Origin of the sequence: Sulfitobacter sp. M85 (assembly GCF_029285915.1) — a bacterium.
GTDB classification, from domain to species: domain Bacteria; phylum Pseudomonadota; class Alphaproteobacteria; order Rhodobacterales; family Rhodobacteraceae; genus Sulfitobacter; species Sulfitobacter faviae.
Map to the genome: position 1 here is coordinate 26419 of NZ_JABECQ010000009.1, position 26705 is coordinate 53123.

At 64.6% G+C, this 26705-nt stretch carries 23 protein-coding genes and 1 tRNA gene; 15 read left to right on the plus strand and 9 right to left on the minus strand.

The window, feature by feature from the left end; translation table 11 throughout:
- Positions 1–41 precede the first annotated feature (41 nt).
- The 6 genes from HKX24_RS15485 (at position 42) to HKX24_RS15510 (ending at position 5724) form a co-directional block, all read left to right on the plus strand.
- On the plus strand, positions 42–1124 hold the full coding sequence (locus HKX24_RS15485; protein ID WP_209217190.1) for an ABC transporter permease: 1083 nt from the start codon (positions 42–44) through the stop codon (positions 1122–1124).
- Positions 1124–2044 (plus strand): ABC transporter permease, encoded by a 921-nt coding sequence (locus tag HKX24_RS15490; RefSeq protein WP_067935773.1) that lies wholly within the window; start codon positions 1124–1126, stop codon positions 2042–2044. The genes HKX24_RS15485 and HKX24_RS15490 overlap by 1 nt, the downstream gene beginning before the upstream one ends.
- 71 nt (positions 2045–2115) lie before the next feature.
- Positions 2116–3189, plus strand: a complete 1074-nt coding sequence (locus tag HKX24_RS15495; RefSeq protein ID WP_209217188.1) for a BMP family ABC transporter substrate-binding protein — start codon at positions 2116–2118, stop codon at positions 3187–3189.
- A 161-nt stretch (positions 3190–3350) separates the two neighbouring features.
- Positions 3351–4289 (plus strand): aldo/keto reductase, encoded by a 939-nt coding sequence (locus HKX24_RS15500; protein WP_271692196.1) that lies wholly within the window; start codon positions 3351–3353, stop codon positions 4287–4289.
- Positions 4286–4939, plus strand: coding sequence for a DUF938 domain-containing protein (locus tag HKX24_RS15505; protein ID WP_271692197.1), 654 nt, complete (start codon positions 4286–4288; stop codon positions 4937–4939). Before HKX24_RS15500 ends, HKX24_RS15505 begins: the two co-directional genes overlap by 4 nt.
- Positions 4936–5724: a GH25 family lysozyme gene (locus HKX24_RS15510; RefSeq protein ID WP_271692198.1), complete on the plus strand. Its 789-nt coding sequence runs from the start codon at positions 4936–4938 to the stop codon at positions 5722–5724. Before HKX24_RS15505 ends, HKX24_RS15510 begins: the two co-directional genes overlap by 4 nt.
- 85 nt (positions 5725–5809) lie before the next feature.
- Here the strand turns inward: HKX24_RS15510 and HKX24_RS15515 are convergent, their stop codons facing one another.
- From HKX24_RS15515 to HKX24_RS15530, 4 genes are all read right to left on the minus strand, one after another.
- Positions 5810–6556: a hypothetical protein gene (locus HKX24_RS15515; protein WP_271692199.1), complete on the minus strand. Its 747-nt coding sequence runs from the start codon at positions 6554–6556 to the stop codon at positions 5810–5812.
- Positions 6553–9045: an FAD-dependent oxidoreductase gene (locus HKX24_RS15520; RefSeq protein WP_271692201.1), complete on the minus strand. Its 2493-nt coding sequence runs from the start codon at positions 9043–9045 to the stop codon at positions 6553–6555. The genes HKX24_RS15515 and HKX24_RS15520 overlap by 4 nt, the downstream gene beginning before the upstream one ends.
- A gap of 284 nt (positions 9046–9329) precedes the next feature.
- A complete protein-coding gene (locus tag HKX24_RS15525) occupies positions 9330–10733 on the minus strand; it encodes an FAD-linked oxidase C-terminal domain-containing protein (protein WP_271692202.1) in 1404 nt (467 codons plus the stop codon).
- Positions 10734–10833: 100 nt separating this feature from the next.
- Entirely contained in the window at positions 10834–11820 is a 987-nt protein-coding gene (locus HKX24_RS15530; protein WP_067262987.1) for a D-glycerate dehydrogenase, read from the minus strand.
- Positions 11821–12005: 185 nt separating this feature from the next.
- Between HKX24_RS15530 and HKX24_RS15535 the strand changes: the two genes are divergently transcribed.
- The 8 genes from HKX24_RS15535 to HKX24_RS15570 all read left to right on the plus strand — a co-directional run bounded on the left by HKX24_RS15535 (position 12006) and on the right by HKX24_RS15570 (position 17972).
- Positions 12006–12485, plus strand: a complete 480-nt coding sequence (locus HKX24_RS15535) for an SH3 domain-containing protein (protein ID WP_271693850.1) — start codon at positions 12006–12008, stop codon at positions 12483–12485.
- An 80-nt stretch (positions 12486–12565) separates the two neighbouring features.
- Positions 12566–13558 carry an NADPH:quinone reductase gene (locus HKX24_RS15540; protein WP_276154107.1) on the plus strand — a complete coding sequence of 331 codons (993 nt, stop codon included), beginning with the start codon at positions 12566–12568 and terminating at the stop codon, positions 13556–13558.
- A 71-nt stretch (positions 13559–13629) separates the two neighbouring features.
- Entirely contained in the window at positions 13630–14973 is a 1344-nt protein-coding gene (locus HKX24_RS15545) for a mechanosensitive ion channel family protein (RefSeq protein ID WP_271692203.1), read from the plus strand.
- Between the two features lie 62 nt (positions 14974–15035).
- Positions 15036–15110, plus strand: a tRNA-Gln gene (locus HKX24_RS15550).
- Between the two features lie 112 nt (positions 15111–15222).
- Entirely contained in the window at positions 15223–15594 is a 372-nt protein-coding gene (locus HKX24_RS15555) for a polyketide synthase (protein ID WP_168612332.1), read from the plus strand.
- A 43-nt stretch (positions 15595–15637) separates the two neighbouring features.
- Positions 15638–16129: a copper chaperone PCu(A)C gene (locus tag HKX24_RS15560; RefSeq protein WP_271692204.1), complete on the plus strand. Its 492-nt coding sequence runs from the start codon at positions 15638–15640 to the stop codon at positions 16127–16129.
- A 33-nt stretch (positions 16130–16162) separates the two neighbouring features.
- Positions 16163–16522: a hypothetical protein gene (locus HKX24_RS15565; RefSeq protein ID WP_168612334.1), complete on the plus strand. Its 360-nt coding sequence runs from the start codon at positions 16163–16165 to the stop codon at positions 16520–16522.
- Between the two features lie 40 nt (positions 16523–16562).
- Positions 16563–17972, plus strand: a complete 1410-nt coding sequence (locus tag HKX24_RS15570) for a PepSY domain-containing protein (protein ID WP_271692206.1) — start codon at positions 16563–16565, stop codon at positions 17970–17972.
- Positions 17973–18015: 43 nt separating this feature from the next.
- Here HKX24_RS15570 and HKX24_RS15575 read toward each other — a convergent pair whose 3' ends face one another.
- From HKX24_RS15575 to HKX24_RS15595, 5 genes are all read right to left on the minus strand, one after another.
- The gene (locus tag HKX24_RS15575) at positions 18016–18930 is read right to left on the minus strand and encodes a D-amino acid aminotransferase (RefSeq protein ID WP_271692207.1); all 915 of its coding nucleotides are present in this window, start codon (positions 18928–18930) and stop codon (positions 18016–18018) included.
- A 288-nt stretch (positions 18931–19218) separates the two neighbouring features.
- Positions 19219–20025 carry an ABC transporter permease gene (locus tag HKX24_RS15580; RefSeq protein ID WP_271692208.1) on the minus strand — a complete coding sequence of 269 codons (807 nt, stop codon included), beginning with the start codon at positions 20023–20025 and terminating at the stop codon, positions 19219–19221.
- Positions 20018–20785 carry an ABC transporter ATP-binding protein gene (locus HKX24_RS15585; RefSeq protein WP_271692209.1) on the minus strand — a complete coding sequence of 256 codons (768 nt, stop codon included), beginning with the start codon at positions 20783–20785 and terminating at the stop codon, positions 20018–20020. The genes HKX24_RS15580 and HKX24_RS15585 overlap by 8 nt, the downstream gene beginning before the upstream one ends.
- A gap of 81 nt (positions 20786–20866) precedes the next feature.
- Positions 20867–22126 (minus strand): cation:proton antiporter, encoded by a 1260-nt coding sequence (locus HKX24_RS15590; protein WP_271692210.1) that lies wholly within the window; start codon positions 22124–22126, stop codon positions 20867–20869.
- Between the two features lie 173 nt (positions 22127–22299).
- A complete protein-coding gene (locus tag HKX24_RS15595; RefSeq protein WP_271692211.1) occupies positions 22300–23319 on the minus strand; it encodes an ABC transporter substrate-binding protein in 1020 nt (339 codons plus the stop codon).
- Between the two features lie 123 nt (positions 23320–23442).
- Between HKX24_RS15595 and HKX24_RS15600 the strand changes: the two genes are divergently transcribed.
- Positions 23443–26649: a 4Fe-4S double cluster binding domain-containing protein gene (locus tag HKX24_RS15600; RefSeq protein ID WP_276154095.1), complete on the plus strand. Its 3207-nt coding sequence runs from the start codon at positions 23443–23445 to the stop codon at positions 26647–26649.
- The last annotated feature ends 56 nt before the right edge of the window (positions 26650–26705 follow it).

Below are 26705 nucleotides of genomic sequence, written 5' to 3' on the forward strand. Positions count from 1 at the left end.
CCGAGCCTCTCATCTTTCACTCTGACCATTGGGGGTGATCTGTGATCCGCCTTGAAAAGCGTCCGCAGCCCAGCCGGGCCCTCTCGCTGTCGACACCGATCATGGCGGTGCTGGCCACTTTCATCTTCGGCGGGCTTTTGTTCGCGGCCTTGGGCAAAGACCCGATCGAGGCGCTGCAAACGATCTTTTGGCAACCCCTGTTTGGCGATTACGCCTTTTACTACCGCCCCCAACTGCTGATCAAAGGCGCACCCTTGGTGCTGATCGCCATCGGCCTCAGCCTTGGGTTCAAGGCGGGCATCTGGAACATCGGGGCCGAGGGACAGTACATCATGGGCGCCCTCTTTGGCGCGGGCGTGGGGCTGGCTTTCTACCCGCTTGAGGCGTGGTATATCTTCCCGCTGATGGTCCTCGCCGGGGCGCTCGGCGGATGGCTCTGGGCGATGATCCCGGCCCTACTCAAGGTGCGTTTCGGCACCAACGAGATTCTCGTCTCGCTGATGCTGGTCTATGTGGCGGAACAATTCCTTGCCTCCATGTCACTCGGATTGCTGAAAAACCCCGAAGGCTACGGCTTTCCCGGCTCGCGCAACCTGCAACAATACGCTTCTGCCCATAACGCCGAACTCTTCGCAGGCTCTGGGATGCACTGGGGCGTGGTCGCAGCACTGATCGCGGTGATCTTTGCCTATGTCTTGCTGGCGCGGCACCGGCTTGGCTTTGCCATCCGCGTCACCGGAGAGGCGCCGCGCGCGGCGCGTTTCTCGGGCGTGAACCCGGCGCGGCTGGTGCTGTTTTGCCTCGGCACCTCTGGCCTGCTTGCCGGTCTTGCGGGCATGTTCGAGGTCGCTGGCCCCTCAGGGCAGGTCACCATCGACTTCAACGTGGGCTATGGTTTCACCGCCATCATCGTGGCCTTCCTTGGCCGGTTGCACCCGATTGGCATCCTGCTCGCCGGGGCGCTGATGGCGCTCACCTACATCGGCGGGGACATCGCGCAGTCCAACCTTGGCCTGCCCGCCGCCGCCATTCAGGTGTTCCAAGGCATGCTCTTGTTCTTCCTGCTCGCGCTGGACGTTTTCACTCATTACCGGCTGCGCTTTGGCGCGGCGGAGGCTGCCTGATGGATCTTTCCGCAATCAACCCGCTCTTGTTCGTCGCCGGTTTCCTCGTGGCCGCGACGCCGCTGATCTTCGCCGCCATCGGCGAATTGGTGGTCGAGAAATCCGGCGTTCTGAACCTCGGCGTCGAAGGCATGATGATCACCGGCGCGATCTGCGGCTTTGCCACGGCGGTCGAGACCGGTTCGCCGCTTTTGGGCTTCGCCGCCGCCGCCGCGGGCGGTGCCGTGCTCAGCCTGCTCTTCGCCTTCCTGACCCAAGTGGCGCTGGCCAATCAGGTGGCCTCGGGCCTGTCGCTCACGCTCTTCGGTCTCGGCCTCTCGGCCCTGATCGGGCAGAGCTACGTCGGGATCAAGCCGCCGCGGCTGGGTGACATCGACTTCGGCCCGCTGGCCGATATCCCCGTTATTGGGCCGATCCTCTTCACCCATGACATCATCCTCTACCTCGGCATCGCGCTGGTCGCCGGGGTCTGGGCGGTGCTGAAATTCACCCGCGCGGGCCTGATCCTGCGCGCTGTAGGAGAGAGCCACGACGCAGCCCATGCGCTCGGCTACAAGGTCAAGCGCATCCGCACCGCGGCGATCCTCTTTGGCGGCGCCTGCGCGGGCCTGGGCGGGGCCTACATCAGCCTCATTCGCGTGCCGCAATGGACCGAAGGGATGACCGCCGGGATCGGCTGGATCGCCCTCGCCCTCGTCGTCTTCGCCTCATGGAAGCCATGGCGCGCCCTCTTGGGTGCCTATCTTTTCGGCGGCATCACCCAGTTGCAGTTGAACTTGCAAGGCGCGGGCGTTGCCATTCCGGTAGAGTATCTGGCAATGTCGCCGTATATCATCACCATCATCGTTCTGGTGGTGCTGTCGGCGGACAAAAGCGCCGCGCCGGCCTCGCTGGGCCGTACCTTCCACGCCTCGAACTAGGGGCATCACGTCACGCGGCATCGCCCGCACATCAAGCCCCGGCAAAGGGGCACGCAAACAGGGGAAACCTCATGAAACTAACCACCCTTATGACCAGCGCGGCCCTTGCGCTCGGCCTTGCTTCGGGCGCTGTGGCCCAAGACAAGACCAAGGTCGGCTTTGTCTTTGTCGGCCCCGTGGGCGACGGCGGCTGGACCTATGAGCATAACGAAGGCCGTTTGGCCGTCGAAGAAGAGTTCGGCGACAAGGTCGAAACCGTCTTCGTCGAAAGCGTCGCCGAGGGCCCCGATTCCGAACGTGTGATGACGCAGATGGCGCTCGACGGTGCCGACCTGATCTTCACCACCTCCTTTGGCTACATGGACCCCACCATCAATGTCGCCAAGAAATTCCCCGATGTGAAATTCGAGCACGCCACCGGCTACAAACGCGCCGACAACGTCTCGACCTATTCCGCGCGCTTCTACGAAGGCCGCGCCATTCAGGGCCACATCGCGGGCTCCATGACCGAGAGCAACATCATCGGCTACATCGGCTCCTTCCCGATCCCGGAAGTGATCCGCGGCATCAACTCCGCCTATCTCCACGCCAAGAAGGTAAACCCCGACGTTCAGTTCAAAATCGTCTGGGCCTACACGTGGTTTGACCCGGCCAAGGAAGCCGACGCCGCCAAGGTGCTGATCGAACAGGGCGCCGACGTGGTGCTGCAACACACCGATTCCACGGCACCCCAAGCGGCTGCACAGGAAGCGGGCAACGTGATCACCTTTGGCCAAGCCTCCGACATGGCGCAATATGCACCCAAGCCGCGCGTGTCCTCGATCATCGACAACTGGGCGCCCTATTACATCGACCGCGTCAAAGCGGTGATGGACGGCACATGGGAAAGCCAAGACACATGGGACGGCATCGGGCCGGGCATGGTCGGCATTGGTGAGATCACCGACGCCGTGCCCGCAGATGTGAAAGCCGAAGCGCTGGAACTGAAAGAGAAAATTGCATCGGGCGAGTACCACCCCTTCACCGGTCCGATCAACAAACAGGACGGTTCCGCATGGCTGGCCGAAGGCGAGACCGCAGATGACGGCACGCTGGCGGGCATGAACTTCTATGTCGAAGGCATCGAAGGCACCATTCCTGAGTAAGCCGCACTGGCTGACCGACGACAGGGGCGCACGGGCAACCGCGCGCCCCTTTTTCGTCGCCGCACCGGTCGGGGCCCCATGCGTGCGGTCCCCAAGCGCGCCGCCGCCTGCCCCTGCGTAAACCCATTGCGCGCGGGCAGCGCACATGCCACCAATCTGGCATGATACAGATGCTCACCAGCCTTGATGGCACCCCCGCCAGCCGCCTCGCCTTCGGCACCATGCAGTTCGGCGGGCGCGCCGATGCGGCAGCCTCCCGCGCGATGTTCGACGCCTGTATCGAGGCCGGGATCACCCATTTCGACACGGCCCATGTCTATACCGACGGGGCGTCAGAGCGGCTGTTGGGCCAGTTCGTCCAAGACCGCCGCGAAAGCCTGATCGTCGCCACCAAAGCCGCCTATACCGGGGGCGCGGGCCGGGCCAATATCCTCGCCTCTGCCGAGACATCCCGCCAGCGGATGCAGCTTGATACGCTCGATGTGCTCTACCTCCACCGCTTCGATCCCGGCACCCCGCTGACCGAAAGCTTCGCCGCGCTGGCCGACCTGCAAAAACAGGGCCATATCCGCCAAGTGGGCCTGTCGAACTTCGCCGCATGGCAGGTCGTAAAAGCCGCCCATATCGCCGCCGACTTCGGGCTTGAGATCGCGGTGATCCAACCGATGTACAACCTCGTCAAACGTCAGGCCGAGGTCGAGATCCTCCCCATGGCCGACGATCTCGACATCTTGGTCGCCCCCTACTCACCGCTGGGCGGCGGCTTGCTGACCGGGAAATACGCCACAGGCGGCACCGGTCGCCTCAGCGAGGATGACCGCTATGCCGCCCGCTACGGGCAAGAGGTGATGCACGGCGCCGCTGCCGGACTGGCCGCCCTCGCGCGCGATCTCGGCACCCATCCCGCAACCCTCGCCGTCGCATGGGCCGCATCGCATCCTACGAAGCCGACGCCGATCATCTCGGCCCGCTCCTTGGCCCAACTAGAGCCGTCGCTCGCCGCGCTAACCTACCTAATGACGCCGCAGACCTACGCCGCCATCTCGGCCCTGTCGCCGACACCGCCCCCGGCCACCGACCGGCTGGAAGAGCAGGCATGAGCCGCCTACCCTCCAACGCCAGCGTCGCCGAAGACGCAGGCGGCGACCGGCTCTTCGCCCCCGCTGCCGCGCGCAATCTCGACGCGCTTTGCGACCTGCTGGCCGCCCATGCCCCGCCCCGGGGCCGTGCACTGGAAATCGCCAGCGGCACCGGCCAGCATGTCGTGGGCTTCGCCAAACGCTTGCCGGGCCTTAGATGGCAACCCAGCGACATCGACACCGCCCGCCGCGCCAGCATCAACGCCTATGCAGCCGAGGCCGCCTTGCCCAATATCGCCCCCGCCCTGCCGCTCGACGCGACCGCGCCCGGCTGGGCGGGCGACCACGGCCCCTTCGACCTGATCATGCTGGCCAATCTGCTGCATCTGATCTCGCCCCCCGCCACCCGGTGCCTGATCGATGAGACCGCCGCAGCCCTCGCCCCCGGCGGCACGCTGATCCTCTACGGCCCGTTCAAACGCGACGGCCAAACCACCTCCCCCGGCGATACCCGCTTTGACGCACAACTGCGCGCCGCCGACCCCGCGATCGGCTATAAGGACAATACCGAGATGGCCCGCTGGCTCAGCGATGCAGCCCTCAGCCCGATCGACGAAGTGGACATGCCCGCCAACAACCTCGCCTTCATCGCCAGAAAGCCCAGCCCATGATCCTCCGCCGCGCCCTGATCCTCTCGCTCCTCGGCCTCGCCGCCTGCGGCTCCCCCGGCAGCCCGCCCCCGGCCCCGCCCGGCGTGCTCTTCCCCGCCGCCTTCGGCGACAGCGATCCGGTGAGTTTCAATGGCCACACCCCCGCTGCCTACCCCGTGCACGGCATCGACGTGGCCCGTTTCCAAAACGATATCGACTGGAACACCGCCCGCCGCGCCGGAGTGAACTTCGCCTTCATCAAGGCCACCGAAGGCGGCGACCTCAAAGACATCAACTTCGACAGCCACTGGCAAGGCGCGGGCCAAGCCGCCGTGAAACGCGGCGCCTATCATTTCTACTATTTCTGCACCGCGCCCGAAGATCAGGCCCGCTGGTTCATCCGCAACGTGCCCAAGACAGGCGGTATGCTGCCCCCAGTGCTCGATATGGAATGGAACCCCTTCTCCCCCACCTGCGCCCATGTCCGCCCGCCCGCCGCCGACGTCCGCGATCAAATGCGCCGCTGGCTGCGCGTGGTGGAAGCGCATTACGGCCAACGCCCCATCATCTACACCACACCCAAATTCTACCGCGAGAACGACCTTGGCCGCTTCCGGGGATACGACTTCTGGCTGCGCACCACCGCCAAAACCCCGGCCGAGGCCTACCCCGGCCAAGCTTGGCGCTTCTGGCAATACAGCGCCACGGGCATCGTCCCCGGCATCGGCGGCGACGTGGACCTCAACGCCTTCTCAGGCAGCCGCGCCGAGTGGCAAAACTGGGTCGCCACCCGCGCCCTGCGCTAAACCTAAAGGGGGGAGCGCCCCTTCCCTCCTTCATCCTTTCCCAAATACCTCTGCACAACGTCCACCCCAGACGCCACGCCACCCTTCACCCCCGCGCATAATACCGCGCCACAACGAACAGCCCGCCCACCAACAAAAGCGGCAACAAGAATATCCGAAATACATGCACCCCGACCACCGTCAAAAGCGCGCCGATCAACTCATCCGCGCGGCTCCAAAGGTTGCTGGCAAGCTGCCGATACTCCGTCAAACCCGGTTCTTCCTCACCCAAAGCCTCGCTGCCGCCAACATGGGCGGTGATCTCCTCGATCACCTCCATGTTCCGCAGATAGACCCCTTCGGTGAGCGTCCCCGCCAGCGGCTCAGACACAACCAAGGCAAGCGGAAGCGCCAGCCCCAAAAACCCGCCATACCACGCCAACCGCCGGGGCAGCCCGGCATGACCGCGCTTGCTCAAAGCCCAAACCGCCAGCGCGACAGACAACAGCCCCAACCCGATCGCACTCACCGGACCAAGCGCCACGGCGATCACCCCCGTGGCCACCATGACACCGAAAACCAGCCCCGCGATCCGCTCCACCGTGTCGTCAATCGGCTCCAACACCTTTAGTGGCCGCGCCGAGCCGGAGGCGATGAAGGACAGCCCCACCTCGATCTCCTGCGCGGTGGAGAGAAAGGCGTTCAACGTGCGCAGCGTGACATAGGAGGCCGCCGCCGTGGTCGCCACATCCGCGGCATAGCCCTGCGCCGCGCCGACCACGGGATTGTCGCGCAGCAGCGCCGCCGTCAGCGCCAATACGCAAAAGAGTGCAAGCAGCCCGCGCCGGATCAACCGTCCACCCGGATGCGCTGGTTCTTCGGATCATAGGGGCTGTCTTCGACCACCTCGGCCTCCCACAGTTGATCAAGCATCTTTACCTTCAGCCTCGTGCCTACCACCGCATCCTCGGGTTTGACATAGCCCATGCCGATGCTCTTGCCGAAGGCCACGGAATAGCCCCCAGAGGTCAGCCGCCCGGTCCGGGTCTCGCCATTGTAAAGCACCTCACGGCCCCAAGGGTCGGCATCCTCCGGCCCGTCGATCAGCACGGTCACGCATTTCGCGCGGATGCCGTGATCGACCATCGCCTGCTTCCCGTGAAACTCTTTGTTCAGGTCCACGAAGCGCGGCAAATCCGCTTCCAAAGGCGTCGCATCCCGGCCCAACTCATGCCCAAAGGCGCGATAGCTCTTTTCCTGCCTCAGCCAGTTCTGCGCCCGCGCGCCGACCAGCTTCATCCCATGCGGCTTGCCGGCCTTCTCCAACTGGTCGAACAGATGGTTCTGCATCTCGATCGGATGATGCAACTCCCAGCCGAGCTCCCCGGTATAGGCCACCCGGATCGCGCGCACCGGCACCATGCCCAACTCGATGTCGCGCATGGTGAGCCACGGGAACCGCTTGTTGCCCAACACCGTCTCCGGCGCCGCATCCCGCACCAAAGCACCCAAAACATCGCGTGACTTCGGCCCGGCAATCGCGAAAACACCCCACTGCGTGGTCACGTCATGGCACTCAATATAGCCGACCTCGGGCATCTTATCGGCAATCGCCTTGCGCAGATAATCGCTGTCATAGGCCGTCCACGCCCCCGCCGAGACAAGGTAATATTCGTCCTGCGCCAAACGCACGATGGTATATTCCGTCCGCGTCGTTCCCGCCCCGGTCAAGGCATAAGTCAGGTTGATCCGCCCCACCGAAGGCAGCTTGTTGCAGGTAAACCAATCCAGAAACGCCGTTGCCCCCGGCCCGCGGACCAGATGTTTGGTAAAGGCCGTGGCATCAATCAGACCCACACCCTCACGGATGGCTTTCGCCTCTTCCACCGCATATTGCCACCAGCCCCCGCGCCGGAACGAGCGGCTGTCATGATCGCTAAACCCCTCCGGCGTGAAATAATTCGGTCGCTCCCAACCATTCACCTGCCCGAATTGCGCCCCCCGCGCCGCCTGCCGGTCATAGGCGGGCGAGGTGCGCAGCGGACGGCACGCGGGCCGCTCCTCGTCAGGATGGTGCAGGATATAAACGTGGTCGTAGGCTTCCTCATTCTTGCGCGCGGCATATTCCGTGGTCATCCAATCGCCGTAGCGTTTGGGATCGAGGCTCGCCATATCGATCTCGGCCTCGCCCTCCACCATCATCTGCGCCAGATAATAGCCGGTGCCGCCCGCCGCCGTGATCCCAAAGGAAAACCCTTCCGCCAGCCACATATTGCGCAGTCCCGGCGCTGGCCCCACCAAGGGGTTGCCATCGGGCGTGTAGCAAATCGGCCCGTTGAAATCATCCTTCAGCCCGCAATCCTCGGCCGAGGGAATACGGTGGTTCATCGCCATATATTGCTCTTCGATCCGCTCAAGATCGAGCTGAAACAGATCGGCCCGGAAACTATCCGGCACGCCATATTCAAACCGCGCCGGCGCGCCCTTCTCATAGACCCCAAGGATCCAGCCACCACGCTCTTCGCGCACATAGCTCTGCGCATCGGCATCGCGGATCACCGGATGCTCCCCATTGCCCGCCGCCCGGTAATCGACCAAGGCCGGATCGCGGTCCATGACGATGAACTGATGCTCCACGGGAATCGCTGGCATCTTGATGCCCAGCATCCGCGCCGTGCGCTGCGCATGGTTGCCGCTCGCGGTCACCACATGTTCCGCCGTGATGACGATCTGCTCGTCCGACGGGACAAGGTTGCCGCCCTTCTCGACCATCTTGGTGCAGGTCACTTCCCAATGCGTCCCATTCCAATGGAACCCATCCGCCTGCCACTTGCGCTCGATCGCCACACCACGCTGCCGCGCGCCCTTGGCCATCGCCATCGTCACATCGGCGGGGTTAATATAGCCATCAGTCTGATGATAAAGCGCCCCCTTCAAATCCGATGTCTCGATCAGGGGCCACTTCGCCTTGATCTCATCGGGGGTTAACCATTGATAGGGCACACCACAGGTTTCGGCGGTAGAGGCATAGAGCATATACTCATCCATCCGCGCATCCGTCTGGGCCATACGCAGATTGCCCACCACGGCAAAGCCCGCGTTCAACCCCGTCTCCGCCTCCAGCGTCTTATAAAACTCGACCGAATATTGATGAATATGGGTCGTCGCATAAGACATGTTGAACAAGGGCAAAAGCCCCGCCGCATGCCAAGTCGAGCCAGAGGTCAACTCGTCCCGCTCCAAGAGCATCACATCATCCCAACCGGCCTTCGCCAGATGATAGGCGATCGACGTGCCAACCGCCCCGCCCCCGACAACCAATGCTTTGACTTGCGTTTTCATCTGCCAATCCCCCTGCGCTAGGCCCACTCCCGTTGTACGCAGCAGCACCACGCCCCGCAGGCAACAGCCGACCCAACATCGCCAAAAACCGACCTCACCCGCTCCCCCAAAGCGCCACCTCAGCCCCAGCGCGCCCCCTCACCTTCATCCTTTCTCAAATACCCTGCACCACCTCTCCTGCCGCACAACATCAAGGCAGAACACACCGCCCCCCCACCTTCATCCTTTCCCAAATACCCTGCACGACCCCTCCCGCCGCACAACATCAGGGAAAAACACCCAACTCACCCCGGCAAAATCTTCCCCGGGTTCAAAATATTCTGCGGATCCAGCGCCGCCTTTAGGGTCGCCATCACATCCACCGCAGCCCCCAATTCCTTGCGCAGATAGGGCCGCTTGCCCTGCCCGATCCCATGTTCGCCGGTGCAGGTCCCATCCATCGAAATCGCCAGTTCCGCCAACCAGCTGACGAAAGCCTCGCCGCGCGCGACTTCTTCGGGGTCGTCCATGTCGATCAACAAAGACGCATGGAAATTCCCGTCCCCCGCGTGGCCCACGATGGGGGCGATCAACTGCAACTCTTCCGCCCGCGCTTGGGCCGCCACCACGGCATCGGCGAGGCGCGAGATCGGCACGCAGACATCGGTGGCCACCGCCTTGCAGCCCGGTCTCAGCGCCAGCACCGCCCAATAGCCGTCATGGCGGGCCTGCCATAGCTTGCTGCGTTCTTCGGGGGTCGTCGTCGCCGCATAGCCGCTGCCGCCGAACTCTTCCGAGAGCATGCCAAAGGTCTCGGCCTGTTCCACCACGCCCGCCTCGGAGCCGTGGAATTCCAGCAGCAAAAGCGGCGTTTCGGGCAGGGTCAGCTTGGAATAGGCGTTCACGGCCTTGACCACATCGGCGTCCAGAAGCTCGATCCGCGCCACCGGCAGGCCGTATTGGATGACCGCCATCACGGTCTCGCAGGCGGCCTGTACCGTCGGGAAGGAACAGCGGGCCGAGGACATCGCCTCGGGGATGCCTTGCAGGCGCAGGGTGATCTCGGTGATGATCCCAAGCGTCCCTTCCGAGCCCACGAAAAGCCGCGTCAGATCGTAGCCCGCCGAAGATTTCCGCGCACGCCCGCCGGTGCGGATCACCCGGCCATCAGCCAGAACCACCTCAAGGCTCAGAACGTTGTCCTTCATCGTTCCATAGCGCACCGCATTGGTGCCGCTGGCCCGCGTCGCGGTCATCCCCCCGAGCGACGCATTGGCGCCGGGGTCGATCGGAAAGAACAGCCCCTGATCGCGCAGATGGGTGTTGAGCGCCTCGCGGGTCACGCCGGGCTGCACCCGGCAATCCAGATCACCCGCATTGACCTCAAGCACGCGGTCCATCTGCATGACATCGATGCAAATCCCGCCCGCCGGGGCGTTCACATGCCCTTCGAGAGAGGTGCCCGTGCCGAAGGGGATCACCGGCACCCGATGGGCGGCGCAGATACGCACCGCCTGCGCCACCTCTTCGGTCGAGCGCGCCATGACCACCGCGTCGGGCGCCTGCGTGTCGATCCATGTGGTGGTGTGGCCGTGCTGTTCGCGAATGGCTTGGCCGGTCAGCAGATTGTCCCCGAAGGCTTGTTGCAACTCATCCAGCGCGGCGGCGATCCCCACCTCATTTCGCGGCAAATCTGCGATTTTCGTCACGTTCTATCTCCCAATAGCATCCTCACGCCGCAAAATCTTGCGGCGGCATCTTTGTAAATTAATCACACGAAAGGTCCGCGTCGCCGCAGCCGTCCGTGGGTCAGAGCATGGAGGGCACGACCTGATCCGGCGGGCGGTGGCCGTCGTCGAAGGTCTTGATGTTGATCAGGACTTTCTCACCCATCTCAATCCGCCCTTCCAATGTGGCAGAGCCCATATGCGGCAGCAGCACGACGTTCTTTAGCTCGCGCAGGCGCGGATTGATCTCGCGACCATGTTCATAGACGTCCAGCCCCGCGCCCTTGATATCGCCAGATCGCAGCATCCGCGTCAGCGCGTTCTCGTCGATCACCTCCCCTCGGGAAGTGTTCACGATCACCGCGTCGGGCTTCATCAGACCCAAGCGGCGCGCGTTCATCAGATGAAAGGTGCTGGGGGTATGGGGGCAGTTGATGCTGATCACGTCCATCCGGCTGACCATCTGATCAAGGCTCTCCCAATAGGTGGCCTCTAGCTCGCCCTCGATCTCTTCGCGCAGGCGTTTGCGGTTGTGGTAATGCACTTGCATGCCAAAGGCCCGCGCCCGGCGCGCCACGGCCTGACCGATGCGGCCCATGCCCAGAATGCCCAGACGGCGCCCGCCTACGCGGCCCCCCAAGAGCGCCGTGGGCGCCCAGCCGTCCCAATTGCCCGATTGCATCACCGCCATGCCCTCGGGCATGCGGCGGGTCACGGCAAGGATCAGCGCCATGGTCATATCGGCAGTATCGTCGGTCAGCACGCCGGGGGTGTTCGACACCAGCACGCCGCGCTGGCGCGCGGTGGCCACATCAATGTGATCGACCCCGGCCCCGTAGTTGGCGATCAGCTTGAGCCGTTCGCCCGCTTGGGTGATTAGCGGCGCGTCGATCTCATCGGTGATGGTGGGCACCAGCACATCGGCCTGACGCATCGCCGCGCCCAATTCCTCGCGGGTCATCGGCCTGTCATCTTCGCGCAGGGTCACGTCAAACAGCTCTGACAGCCGTGTTTCCACGGCCTCTGGCAACCGTCGCGTCACTACAACACTCAACCGCTTCTTTGACATGCCTGCTCTCCCGGTCTTGGCGTCGCCTCGTTTCGCGGGCATGGTGTCTCATGCAGCGACGAGGCACAAGAACTCGCGCCGGAAAAAGAGCAACAATAACCCGCAGATTTGCACAGCACCGACCCACAGCAGTGAACCGCATAGCAGGCAATTCCATGATAACCGCTTTCTTTCGCAGCGCCCTGATGGTGGGCGCGCTGCTTTTGGCACAGCCGACCTCCGGCTTTGCAGAAGAGGCGCGTGGTCAGGTCACGAACCTGCCCCTGCCCCGTTTCGTTTCGATGAAAGCCTCCGAAGGCAACGTGCGCCGCGGCCCGTCGCTATCGCACCGGATCGACTGGGTCTACAAACGCCGCGACCTGCCACTGAGGATCACCGCCGAACATGGCCACTGGCGCCGGGTCGAAGACCGCGACGGTATGGGCGGCTGGGTCCACTACTCGCTTTTGTCCGGCACCCGCACGGTGCTGGTCGAACAGGACATGCTGCAACTGCGCATCAATCCCGACCCCAAAGCCGCCGTGGTGGCACGGTTGGAACTCGGCGTGGTGGCCCGTCTGGGCGAATGCACGCTGGAATGGTGCGAGCTGCGCTCGGGCGGCTTTACAGGCTGGGCGCCTAAGGTGCGGCTCTGGGGTGTTGGCCCCAAGGAGCTGCGCGAGTAACGCCCGCCCTCGCCACCGCAATTGCATGATCCCGGCGCATGCGCCACTCTGCCCGCGAAATTCAAGCCGGAGAGAGCGCCATGCAAGCCATCACCTATGACCAATTCGGAGCCGCAGCCGACGTGCTGCGCCTGTCGGAGGTCGACAGCCCCGCCCCGCAAGCCGGAGAGGTCTGCGTCGCGCTCAGCCATTCGGGCGTGAACCCGTCGGACGTGAAGGCCCGCGCAGGCACCCGCCCCGGCGTCAGCAAACCGCCCTTCCCGCAGGTCATCCCCCATAGCGACGGCGCGGGAGAGATCGTCGCCGTGGGCGCGGGCGTTGATGCGAGCCGCGTGGGCCAGAAGGTCTGGATCTGGAACGGCCAGTGGCAACGCGGCTTTGGCACGGCGGCCCAGCAGATCACCCTGCCCGCGCATCAAGCCGTGCCCCTGCCCGATGGCGTCTCGTCCGAGGTCGGCGCGCAGCTTGGCATTCCGGGGCTGACCGCCTGCCACGCCGTCTTTGGCGGCGGCGGGGTGGCCGGGGAAACCGTGCTGATCCAAGGCGGGGCAGGCACGGTGGGCTATCTTGCCGTGCAACTGGCCAAATGGGGCGGGGCCAAGGTGATCGCCACCTGTAGCCCCCGCGACAACGATCTGCTGCGCGATGCAGGCGCCGATGCCGTGTTCAACTACGCCGACCCCGATCTCGCCGCCGCCGTGCTCGATGCCAATGGCGGCAAGCCGGTCGACACCATCGTCGAGACGGAGTTCGGCCTGAACATCACCACCGACACCGAGGTCATCGCGCCCAATGGCCGCATCGCCGCCTATGGCTCGGCGGCGGAAATGTCGCCGGTGCTGCCCTTCTATCCGCTGCTGTTCAAAGCGGTCACCATCGACATCATCTTGATCTACCTGCTGCCCGCAGGCCCGCGCGAACAGGCAATCAACCGGTTGCACCACGCGTTGGAGGACGGCGCCCTGCGCTGCCCCGTCGACACGGTCCTGCCGCTTTCTGAGGCCGCCCGCGCCCATGAGTTGGTCGAGGCCGGACAGCGCAGCGGGGCGGTGCTGCTCGATTGTCAGGGGTAACGCGCTAATTGGCCAAGCCACCGCCCCCCTCGCCCGGGGGCGGTGGCCCATCCCGCTGACGGAGTTCCCCCATGCGCCTCACCGCCGCCCTGCCCCGCCTGTTCCTCTGCCTGCTGCTGAGCTGCGCGCTGCCCCTCACCCCGGCCTTTGCGCAGACCAGCGACCAGCCCGAGGGCACCATCGCCGTCGAAGGCGACGCCACGGAGGACGCCGCCATCGCCAAGCGCATCCGCGCCATCCTGCGCGAGCTTGAGGGGTTCGAGAAGGTCCGCGTCTCTGTCGCCTCCGGCATCGTCACGCTGACCGGCACCACGCTCGACACCGCCAGCGCCGCGCGGCTGAACGATTTGGCGGGCCGTGTCGAAGGGGTGGTGGCGATCCGCAACGAGGTGCGCGAAAGCACCGATGTGGCCGAGCGCCTTAACCCCGCCGTGGCGCGTTTTCGCGACCGGATGGCGCAGGCCGTGGCCTTCCTCCCGCTGGCCTTGGTGGCGCTTGGGGTCTTTGGCCTGATCGTCGTCGCCGGGCTGGCGCTGGCGCGGCTGCGCAACCCGTGGGATCGGCTCGCCCCCAACGCGTTCATCGCTGACATTTACCGCCAGATCATCCGGCTGGCCTTTGTCATCGCCGCACTGGTGGTGGCGCTGGATATCCTCGGCGCCACGGCGCTGCTCTCGGGCATCCTTGGCGCGGCGGGGATCGTCGGCCTCGCCATCGGTTTCGCGGTGCGCGACACGGTCGAGAATTTCATCGCCTCTATTATGCTGTCGATCCGCCAGCCCTTTCGCCCTAACGACACGGTCGAGATCGACGGCGACACCGGCAAGGTGATCCGCCTGACGAGCCGTGCCACGATCCTGCTGACCTTTGACGGCAACCACCTGCGCATCCCCAATGCCACCGTTTTTAAAAGCCGGATCACCAACTATTCACGCAACGCTGAGCGGCGGTTCATCTTTACCCTCTCGGTCGCCAGCGACGCCGATCTGGCCCGCGCGCGTGATTTGGCGCTGGAGGTGCTGAACGGTTTGCCCTTCGTTCTGTCCAGCCCCGAAGCCGCCGCTTGGGTGGACGAGGTCGCCGATCACTGGATCAACATGCAATTCGCCGCTTGGATCAATCAAGAAAGCACCGATCTGCTCGCCGCCCGCAGCGAAGCGATTCGCCTGACCCTCTCAGCTTTCGATGCGGCGGGCCTCACCGCGGGGCCACCAGCCTATCAGCTGATCTCTCAAAGCGAATCGCCCTCCGACGCGCCCATCGATTCGCCGCAAACGGCAGCCGCACCCACGAATCCCGCCGCTGTTCAGCCCGTCGAGCCCCAAACCGAGCGGGAATTGACCCGCATCGTCGCGCAGGAACGTGCCGAATTGCCCAGCAAAGACCTGCTCTCTGTTGATGCCGCCGAAGAATAGGCTAATTTCTTTAAAACGGGTCTTGCACCCCGGGCCAGAGAACTTTAGTTAGCGCCCTGTGTTGGGATGTAGCCAAGTGGTAAGGCAACTGTTTTTGGTACAGTGTACCGTAGGTTCGAATCCTACCATCCCAGCCAACACTCTCCCCCGATAGCCCCCCCCCCACACACACAGCGCCCGGCCTACGACATCGCGTCGCAGATCAAAGCGCCCTATAGCCTTGCCGCGACAGCCGGGGTATCAGGGCGTATGTCCGCCGTTTCGCGCATATCCTCGCTTCGGGTCAGCCTGACCCTCTTGCTGCTGCTGGCCCTTGCCAGCTTGCCTTTCGCCCATCGGGCGACCGCGCAGGTGCAGCAGGATCCGGCGTTCATCGCCTTTATCCAAGCGGGCGGCACGTTGAGCGATCTTTGCGACGGGCCGGTCGAAGGGCAGAACCATGCGGCTTTGGATTGCGAAGCCTGCCGCATCGTCAATGCGCTGATCTTGCCCAGCCCGGCGGATGTCTTGCTGCCGCGCGCGGCGCCGCACTTTGCCACGCCCCGCCTGACCCGCGCCTTGGGCGCACCACGCAGCCCCGCCGGGGCGCCACCGCCTGTCCGGGGGCCTCCCTTCGTCTGAGCCACCTCCTTTTTTTGCACATCTCAGACAATGGAACATGACAATGAAATCTTTCTATACCGCAGCTTTGGCTGCCCTCCTCGCCCTGCCCGCCGCCGCGCATGAGTACACCGCAGGCGCTTTGACCGTCGATCACCCGATGGCTTATGAGACCCCGAAAACCGCCCGCGTGGGCGGCGGCTATCTGACGATCACCAATGGCGGCGACACTGCCGACCGTCTTGTCAGCATCAGCGCTGAGGGCTTTGACGAAGTCTCTCTCCATGAGACGACCACCGATGACATGGGCGTCGCGCGCATGTCGCATGTGGACTTCATCGACCTGCCCGCGGGCGAAACCGTCACCCTCAAGCCCGGGGGGCTGCATGTGATGTTCATGGGTCTCGACGGTGACCCTTTTGAGGAAGGCGAGAAAATCCCCGCCACCCTGACCTTTGAAAAGGCCGGGACCTTGGATGTGACGTTCAATGTCGAAAGCCGCCGCGGGCATGACGCGGGCGGCATGGATCACTCCTCGCACGAGCATAAACACTAAGCCCCAGCCCATCGCAGGATGCGCCGCAAGGCGTTGACCGGCCCGCTTCAACACCTCTGCCTCTGGGCGGTGGTGTTGTTGTTTGGGGCGTTCTCGGCGCTCGCGCCCGGAACCATGCCAGAGCGCCAGCAAGGCGCGCTGACCATGGTGCTGTGCACGGGCTACGGGGTGGAGACGGTGACCATCGGGCCGGATGGCGAACCGGTGCAGCCCGAGCACAAGCCCTGCGACTGGAACCAGCACTCCCTCGCGGCCCTACGCAGGGGGCTGGCGGTACAGCCCTTGGCCGTCACCTTTCACCCGGCGCCACCGCTGCCCCCTGCCCCAGCCACACAGCCCAAACCGCGCCGTGCCTCTGTCAAACGCGCAAGGGCGCCGCCACGGGTTCTCTGACCTCCAAACCACATATCAATTCAGTCAGAGGACCAAACACATGGTTTCCATCGATCCTGCAGGCGCGGCAGCCCTGCAAAACGACAACACGCAACGTGCGAACAGCTTTTACCGCGCCGCTTGGCGCTGGCATTTCTATGCCGGGGTCTATGTCATCCCCTTTTTCATCATGCTCGCCCTAACGGGGCTTGTGATGCTCTGGATCGCCTTCATCGGGGGGCGGGACGGAGAGCGGATTGCCGTCACCCCCCAAGACGCGCCCCTCGCCCTCTCCGATCAGGCCGCCGCCGCACAGGTCAGCATCGAAGGCGGCACCCTTGTGCAATATGTCGCCCCCCGCGCCGATGATCTGGCCGCGATCTTTCGGGTGGACGCGCATGACGTAGCGACCATGGTCGCCGTCGATCCCTATACCGCCGAAGTGCTCGCCAGCTTCCCACGCCGCAGCGGCTGGTACGATATGGCCGACAACATCCACGGCAGCCTGCTGCTGGGTGTCACCGGCGACCGCATGATCGAGATCGCGGCATCGCTCGGCATGGTGCTGATCGCGACGGGGCTCTACCTCTGGTGGCCACGCGGGACGGGCTGGCGCGCGGCACTGCTGCCGCGACTGGGCCGTGGGCGGGCCTTGTGGAAATCCCTGCACGGGGCAATCGGGCTTTGGGTGTCGGTCGTGCTGTTCTTCTTCCTGATCTCCGGGCTGTCGTGGGCCGGTATCTGGGGCGAGAAAATGGTGCAGGCTTGGAGCCAGTTCCCGGCGGAGAAATGGGAGGCCCCGCTGTCGGATGACATCCACGCCAGTATGAACCACGGGCCTAAGGAGGTGCCTTGGGCGTTGGAGCAGACCCCGATGCCCGCCTCGGGCAGCGATGCCGGTGTCGCAGGACTGACCGAAGGCACGCCCGCCACGCTCGACACCATTGACGCGCTGGCCCGTCAGATCGGCTTTGACGCGCGCTATCAGATGAACCTGCCGCGCGGCGAGGACGGGGTTTGGACGCTGAGCCGGGATTCGATGAACACCGATGCCGAAGACCCCACCAGCGACCGGACGGTGCATATCGACCGGCACACGGGCAAGATCCTCGCCGATGTGCGCTATGAGGATTATTCGCTGGCAGGCAAGGCGATGGCCGTGGGCATCGCGCTGCATATGGGCACCCTGGGTTGGCCGAGCGTTTTGGCCAATACGCTGTTTTGCCTGTCGGTGATCTTTCTTTGCGTCTCCGGCGTGGTGATGTGGTGGAAACGCCGCCCGGCAAATCCTGCCGGTTGGCTCTCTGCCCCGCCCGCGCCGCGCAATATGACGCTGTGGAAAGGCGCGGTTGTGGTCGGTCTGGCCGTGGCGCTGGCCTTTCCCATGGCGGGGGTCACTCTGCTGGCCGTAGGGCTGCTGGATTGGCTCCTGCTGCGCCGCGTGCCCGCGCTCAAGCGCATGGTCTCCTAAGATGCCGCCCGCCCCTTTGCGGGGGCGGGCACCCTCGCGGCGTTCAGGCCGTGTGCTGTTTGATCAGCTCTTTGTACAGCGCTTGGATGCGTTTGGTGACAGGGCGCTCGCCCGTGCCGATAGGTTTGCCGTCAATCTCGGCCACCGGGGTTTGCGCACCAAAGGTGCCGGTGAGGAAAGCCTCATCCGCGCCGTAAGCCTCGTAGAGCGAGAAGTTCTTTTCCTTCATCGGGATGCCATTCGCGTGGCAGAGGTCGATGACCTTTTGCCGCGTCACGCCGTTCATGCAGTAGTCGCCCGTGGAGGTCCAAACCTCGCCCCGGCGCACGATGAAGAAGTTACAGGCATTGGTGGTGTTCACGAAACCATGCGGGTCGAGCATCAGCGCCTCATCCGCGCCCGCTTCCTCGGCCTGCAGGCAGGCGATGATGCAGTTGAGCTTGGAATGACTGTTGAGCTTCGGGTCTTGGCTGTGCGGCAGGCCGCGCACCTGCGGGACCGAGGCCAGACGGATGCCCTTGGACTGCAGCCGGTCGACGGGTTTGGAATGCTCCATGATAATCACCAGCGTCGGCCCGGTGGTGCTGAGCGACGGGTGCTGGAAGGGTTTGTCCTTGATCCCGCGGGTCAGCATCAGGCGGCAGTGCACGTCATCATGCATGTCGTTCGCCTCCGCCGTGCGGCGCAGGGCGTCGGCGATGCCGGCCTTGTCCATCCCCACATCGAGCGAGATCGCTTTGCAGGAGTTGAAGAAGCGGTCCATATGCTCATCGAAGAAGGCCCATGTGCCGTTGTAGAGGCGCATGCCTTCCCAAATGCCATCGCCCAGCATGAAGCCCGCGTCATAGACCGAGACTTTGGCTGCGTCGCGGTGCACGATGTCGCCATTGACGTAGATCTTGATGTCGCGGTTGCGGGCGTCTTCGTCGGCGGCGTGGGTGGTGGTGTGTTCGGTCATGGTGGAGTCCGTTGGTGAGGGCGGTTGGCGCTATTGATACGCAAATGATGCGCTCTTACCACCCCGGCCCGGAACTGAGTGTTTGGCGCCCGGCCCTCCCCCGGTATTGACTACCACCCCAAGACCGGAATCAAGCCGCAGGCGCCGGGCCATCGCCTGCCCGCCCGGACGGGTAGGCGATTTGGTGAGGCTAGGCCCGCCCTGGCGAGGTCTTATCACGGTTGAGCCATAAAGCGGCATGAACCGCCGTTTGGATCGCCGACCCGCGGGCAGGCGCTGGCCCTTGTGTTATACCCGCCAGCTCAACACGCGCCGCTCCACCGCCGCCACAGCCGCAGACACCGCCACCCCCAGTAGCGACAAGATCACCACGCCCGCAAACAGCCGCTCCAAGTCATAAAGACTCCCCGCCTGCAGGATATACGCCCCAATCCCATATTCCGCGCCCAGCATCTCTGCCGCCACCAGCAGGATAATCGCGATCGTCAGCGAAATCCGCAGTCCCGAAAGGATCCCCGGCATCGCACCGGGCACCACGATCTTGGACACGATCGACCACCAGCCAAGCCCGAAACTCTGTCCCATGCGGATCAGCACCCGGTCCACATTGTCCACCGCCGCATAGGTCGCCACCACCGTGGGCGTGAAGGTGCCAAAGGCGATCAGCGCGTATTTGCTGGCCTCATCAATGCCGAACCAGATGACGAAAAGCGGCAACAGCGCGATCTTGGGGATCGGAAAAATCGCGGCCACCAGCGGCACCAACCCGGCGCGGACCAAAGAGAACAACCCGATCAACACGCCAATGCCGATGCCCAATGAGGCACCGATCAGCGCGCCCACCGCCAAACGGGTCAGCGAGGGGCTGAGGTGTTTGAACAGCATCCCCGACTGGTAAAGCTCTTGAAAGGTCAGCAAGACATCGCTGGGCCGCGGCAGGGTCAGGGGGGAGATGAAACCGCTGCGCGTGCCCCATTCCGCCAGCAGGATCAGCACCACGAAAACCGCAAGCCCCACGCCGCGCCGCGTGCCGGGCTGGAAGCCACCGCCGCGAAAAGTGACCTCGCGGGCATTCACATCCGTCATTTCAGCCATCGATCAACTCCGCATCCGCCGCCGCGGCCTCATCACGCATCAAGCCCCAAAGGTGCTGCTGCTGCGCCTCCAAACCCGGGTCGCCGTGGCGCCGCTCGGCCAGTGGCATGTCCAACTCCACCACCTCACGCAGCTCACCCGGACGGCGCGACAGGACGACGATCTTATGCCCCAGCCGCACGGCCTCGGCGAGGTTGTGGGTCACATAGACCGCCGTGAAAGGCTGCCGCGTCCAGAGCGCTACAAGGTCATCCATCAGCAATTCGCGGGTCTGGCTATCAAGCGCGCTCAGCGGCTCATCCATCAGCATCACGGCGGGGTTCACCGCCAGCGCCCGGGCAATCGCCACCCGCTGCTTCATCCCGCCCGACAACTGCTTGGGCAGCGCATCGGCGAAATCGGTCAACTTGGTCCGCGCCAAGACATCGGCGATGATTGCCTCGCGCTGCGCCTTGCCCAGCCCATGCCCCTCCAGCACCAGCGCCACATTGCCGCGCACGCTGCGCCAAGGCAGCAGGGCGAAATCCTGAAAGATGTAGGTCAGCGGGTTCAGGCACCCCTCGGGCGCATCGCCCATTTGCAGCACACGGCCTTCGCTGGGGCGTTCCAACCCGCCCAGCATCCGCAGCAGGGTGGACTTGCCACAGCCCGAAGGGCCGACGATGCAGACGATCTGGCCGGAAGGAATGTCGAGCGTGATGTCACGCAGCACTTGGGTATCGCCATAGTAATGGCTGACGGAGGAAAGCTTGAGGTCCATGCCGCCCTTTTTCAGCAAAAACGCACCGCGCGCAATGTGCGATCCGCAAGCGGGCGCGACCGCCTTGCACCGCGGGGTCGGTTAGGAGGGCGGCTCCCCCTTGCCGCGCAGCCCGTCCACCGCGATCCCGGCGGTAAACCCATGCACCAAGGTCGACAGAAGGATTGCAAAGCCCACCATGGCCCAAAGCGGCTCCTCGTCCAGAAACTCAACCTTCCCCGCCGCATAGGCAAGGTAATAGATCGACCCGATCCCCCGTATCCCATAGAGCGCGATAACCCAGCGGGGGCGCGTCTCAAGCGGCGTGCCCATAAGCGACAGCCACCCAGCCAAGGGGCGCACGACAAAGATCAGCGCCAGCACGATCACCGCGCCTGCAAGGGTCAGATCGCTCAGCAATGCAGGTAGCACCGCGCCGATCGCCACCAGCAAAAGCGCCGTCAGCGCGTGTTCGACAGCGGTGGTGAAGTCATGCAAACGGCGGTGGAATGCGTGATCCGCCTCGACCCGCCGGATCACCAGACCGGCCATTGCCACGGCGATAAAGCCATAGCCCTCGGCCAATTCGGTGGTGCCATAGCACAACAGCACCCCCGCCAAGGCCACCACGCCCGAGGAGGTTTCGGCCAGTACTGCATTGCGCGGCACCGCGAAGAGAACCTGCCCCAAGGCCCAGCCCCCCGCAGCCCCCATGGCGGCCCCCACGGCGATGCGCCAAAAGACGTCCCGCGCCAGCCATTCCACGCCCCAAGACGCCGGGGCCAACCCCTCAGCGGCGACCAGAATGCCGAGGTAGACGAAAGGAAAGGCCAAGCCGTCATTGAGTGCCGCCTCGGTGGTCAGCGCGAACCGCACCGGATGCTCGCCGCCCTCATGCGGCGGGCCGACCTGAACATCGGCGGCCAGAACCGGATCAGTGGGCGCCATCACCGCCCCCAAGAGGATCGCGCCCGCCGCGGTCATCCCCGCAAAGGCCCAGCCCATCAGCGCGACCGACAGGATCGTCAACGGCATGGTCAGCGCCAGCAACCGCGCCGTCGGCCCCCAGCGGGACCAATCCGAAAGCCGGTCGATCCTTAGCCCCGTCGCGAAAAGCGCGACGATCACGCAAAGCTCCGAGACGACCTCCCATGGGAAGGGCATCGCGCGGGGGTCGGGGAATGTCGGCATGCCGGGGACAAGGGCGAAGACCCCCATGCCCAAAAGGATCAACAGCCCCGAGGCCGCAGGCTCACGACGGCTGAAAAAGCGGGGTAGCCAATGGGCAAGGATGACCACCGCCCCCACGGCCCCCAATGCGAAATGATAGCCGTTCAGGGCGAAAAAACTGCCGTCGCTCACTGCCGATTCCCGTTTTCTGCTCAGGGGCTTGGCCCCATCTCAGCATCATAGGTATCTTGGCGCGGCGGCATTGCCAGTCATGCGGGGCGGAAATCCCCTTGCAAGCCCGAAAGCAAAAGGCGCGCCAGTGGGGAGCGCGCCTTGCACAGCGTAGCATCCAGAGGGGCGAGCGTTTAGCTGCCCGCCGTCTCGACATAAGAGGTGTCGATCAGCGTCTCCAAAGTGATGTCGGCATCGACCAACCCTTCGGATTGGAACCACTCCAACTGATCGCGGACCGAGGCGACGTTCAGCTTGGCCCCTTCGTTCAGGCGCATGGTGCCATTGATGATCGAAGGCGCGGCCTTGTCGCGCGGGCGGTCGGTGTAGACATATTTATGGATCAGATCGACCATCTCATCCACGCCCCCATCGCCGCCTTCCTTGGCGATCATCGCCGCGTTGTAATCGGCGACACCTTTGGAATAACCGGCAAGGAAATTCTTGGTCATCTCCTGCTCATCCGTGGCGTTTTTGGTCGAGGTGAAGACCGTGGTCACCTGATAATCCGGCAGATAGGTCGCCACATCGCCGATGATATGCACGGCACCGGACCCGGCCAGCGGTTTGGCGATATGCGGCACGATTGACCATGCGTCGATCTGGCCCGACTTCAGCGCCCCGATCACCGCACCGACCTTTTGCAGCGGCTTGAACTTGAGGTCGATCCCCTCGGCCGCGGCCATTTTGGATCCCATGTAGTGGAAAGACGACCCCGCCTGCGTCATGCCAAAGCTCTTGCCGTCCAACATGCCCGGCGCGGTGATGCCCGCCTGATAGGCCGCGTCAGAGACGAGGAACTTTTGCCCGTCGATGCCCTGCTCTTCTTGCAGGCCGCCGCCGATCACCTTGACCGCGCCCTTTTGCGCCAGCGACACCAGCCCGCCGGAAATCGCGGTGATCGCATAGTCCACATCGCCGCTGGCAATCGCCACAGCCATCGGCTGCGCGGCCTCGAAAAAGCGCAGTTCGACATCCAGACCGGCCTCTTTGAAATAGTCCCGTTCAAAGCCGACGAAGCTGCCCGCGTGGCTGGTGAAACGCAGCGCGCCTAAGGTGATCTTGCGGTTCTGCGCCAGTGCCGGTGCCGCCAGCCCCACAGCCGTTGCGGCGCCCAAAGTTGCGATGGCCTGACGGCGGGTGAACAGGGTCATGATCTTACTCCTCCAATTTTGCCGCAGCATGGTCGGCGGCTGCGCAAAAAGTCAAGCGAGAGCGGTGTTTACCAATACAACCAAGACTAGCATATCATCCCAAAGCGTGGCATCGATTTGTCCATGAAGCTCTTTTCGTCCAAGACCCGCCCCATGCATCTCGGCCCCTTCCCGCTGGAACGGCTGCGCCGGTTGCAGGCACCGCATGACCGGCTGCCCAAGACGCCCGAGCCGGAACTGCGGTTCGAGCGGCCCGAGACGCCGCAGAGCATCTGCAACGCCATGGCCCCCTTTCAGGCCATGATGGACGTGCTGCGCGACGGGCCGGTCAACAGGGCGGGCGCGGTGATCCCCGACAGCCCGCAGGAGCGGGCCAACCATCTGAAATCCTTTGGCTATTACAACGATGCCTCGATGATGGGCGTCTGCGCCCTGCCGCGCGAGGCGCGGCTACCCCACCCGCGCCGCAGCCAAGGCACCGCCCAATTGGCCGAAGGTCTGCGCAGCCGCCAGACCAAGACGCTAGCGGCGGGCGTCGATGTCATTATGGCCAACCTGCGCGACGCCGTGGATGCGCCGGAAACCCCGATCGACGGCCACTGTCATGCGCTGGTGATCCTCACCGCTTACCCCCGCGACCCGCGCGCGCGCGAGCCGGGCAGCGACTGGATCATGGACGCGCAAGCCGAGCGCGCCTGCCTGCGCGGGACCGAGAACGCCACCGTGCTCGCCGAATACATCCGCCAGTTGGGCTTCGCGGCCAAGGTGCATTCGGCCACCACCTCCGACGTGAACCTCGGCCAACTGGCCGTGGCGGCTGGGCTGGCGGTGATGGAGGACGGCAGCCTGCAAGCGCCATGGATCGGCCCGCGCTTCGGCCTTGCGGTGGTGACGACCGACATGGCCCTCGCGCCCGACATGCCGCTTGCCCCACTGGCCGAGCAGCCGTGGTCGGTGCTGAAGGGGCCGCATTGGCAGTTGGGCACCCACGGCGGGGTCAGCGCCCGCGACGTCGATCCTTACGCCCGGCGCGACTATGCCATGGGGCCGCATCCTTTCGAGACGTTGAAGCGGGTCGAGGAGCCCACGACCTACATCGACGCCGCCAACGTCCCGCGCGTGCCGAAACGCGGTGACCTCTTCGCGCGTGGCCAGTTCGGCGACATGGGGCCGAAGGTGCAGAACGCCATGAAGGGCGGGCATCACGTGATCAAATCCGCCCCCTCCGCCGCGCAACGCCGCCTGCTGGGCGCGCTGATCCTGCTGCAGGACGGGCCGGTAAACGAAGACGCCCCTGAGGTCGAGGATACCGCCCGCAATGCCGCGAACCTCAAGGCGGCGAGCTATTTCCTCGGCGCGGACGCGGCGGGCTTGTCGGCCTGCCCAGACTGGACATGGTACAGCCATGACGCCACCGGCACCCCCATCACCCCGCCGCATAATCAGGCGCTGAGCCTCATCATCGATCAGGGCTTCGACACGATGGAGGGGTCTTCGGGCGATGACTGGATCGCCGTGTCGCAATCCATGCGCGCCTACCTGCGGTTCTCGATGCTGGGCGGCGTGCTGGCGCAGCACCTGCGCAACCTCGGCCATTCGGCAAAGGCGCATACGGTGATGGACGGCGACGTGCTGCAACCGCCGCTGTTGCTGCTGGCGGGCTTGGGCGAGGTCAGCCGCATCGGTGAGGTGATCCTGAACCCCTTCCTCGGCCCGCGTCTGAAATCTGGCGTGGTCACCACCACCCTGCCTGTCGCCCACGACAAGCCCATCGACTTCGGGCTGCAGAAATTCTGCGAGGCCTGCAACAAATGCGCCCGCGAATGCCCCTCCGGCGCGATCACCGCCGGGCCGAAGAAGATGTTCAACGGCTACGAGATTTGGAAATCCGACAGTCAGAAATGTGCCACCTACCGGATCACCAACCAAGGCGGCGCCATGTGCGGGCGCTGCATGAAGACCTGCCCGTGGAACCTCGAAGGGCTCTTCGCCGAGGCGCCCTTCCGCTGGGCCGCCTCGAACATTCCCGCCGCGGCACCGCTCTTGGCCAAGCTCGACGACAAGGTCGGCAAAGGCCGGCTGAACCCGGTGAAGAAATGGTGGTGGGACATCGAGCGCAAGCCCTCGGGCCAGTTCGATACCCCCGCGCAACCCGTGAACGCGCGCGACCTGCAACCGGAGTTGGACCTTAGGTTTGAAGACCAGACCCTCGCCGTCTACCCCGCCCCGCTGGCCCCGCACCCCTGGCCCTATCCCGACCCGATGAACCGCGAGGCCGGGATCAAGGCCCATGCCGCCCTGATCAGCGCCGATGAACACCGCCGCAAGACGGCGGCGGGCGAGACCGATCACCTGCATCTCTACAAAGTCGGCAGCGATACCCCGGTGCTTGACCTGCGGATCACCGCGGTGGAGGAGCTAAACGCCACCACACGACTTTACGACATCGCCCACCCCGAGGGGCATGACCTGCCCGCATGGACCGCAGGCGCGCATCTCGATCTGGTGGTGGCCCCGGAATACCTGCGCCCCTATTCGCTTTTGGGCGACCCCGAGGACCGCAGCCGTTACCGCATCGCCGTGCTGCGCGAGGAAGCAGGCCGCGGCGGTTCGGCCCTGCTGCACCGGGTGTTCTCCAAAGGGCGGCGCATCTTCGTCGGCAAGCCGGTGAACCATTTCAAACTTATCGAGGACGCCCCCCACAGCCTGCTGATGGGTGGCGGCATCGGCATCACGCCGATGATCGCCTTCGCGCATCGTCTGCATGCGCTCGGGCGGCCTTTCGATCTGCACTACTCTGCCTCGACCCGCGAAGCCGCGGCCTTTGCCAAGGAACTGGCCGCGATGCCATGGGCCGACCGGGTGCATCTGCATATCTCCGCCGAGGGCACCCGCGCCGACCTGCCCGCGATCATGTCCCGCGCGCCCGAAGGCACCCATGTCTATACCTGCGGGGCCGAGCCCTTTATGCAGGCCGTACTGGGTGCCGCCGAAGACGCCGGCATCCCGGAGGACGCCCGGCATCTGGAATATTTCTCGACCCCCGAGGTGCCGGATTACGAAAACCACCCCTTCACGCTAAAGCTCACCTCGGGCCGCGAGATCGAGGTGGGGCCCGAGGAAACCGCCGCCGAGGCGCTTATCGCGGCGGGGGTGCCGGTGGACCTGAAATGCTCCGACGGCATCTGCGGGGTCTGCAAATGCGGGTTGCGCGGCGGCGAGGTGGAGCACCGCGACTTCGTGCTTTCCGCCAAGCAGCGTGAGGGGGCGATCATCCTCTGCCAGTCCCGTGCAACACAGCCCGGCGGGGTGCTGGAGCTCGACCTCTAGCCCTCTTTCCCCGGGGGCGGTCAGCCGTTATGAGGGGCCAACCCTCGTAACAAAGG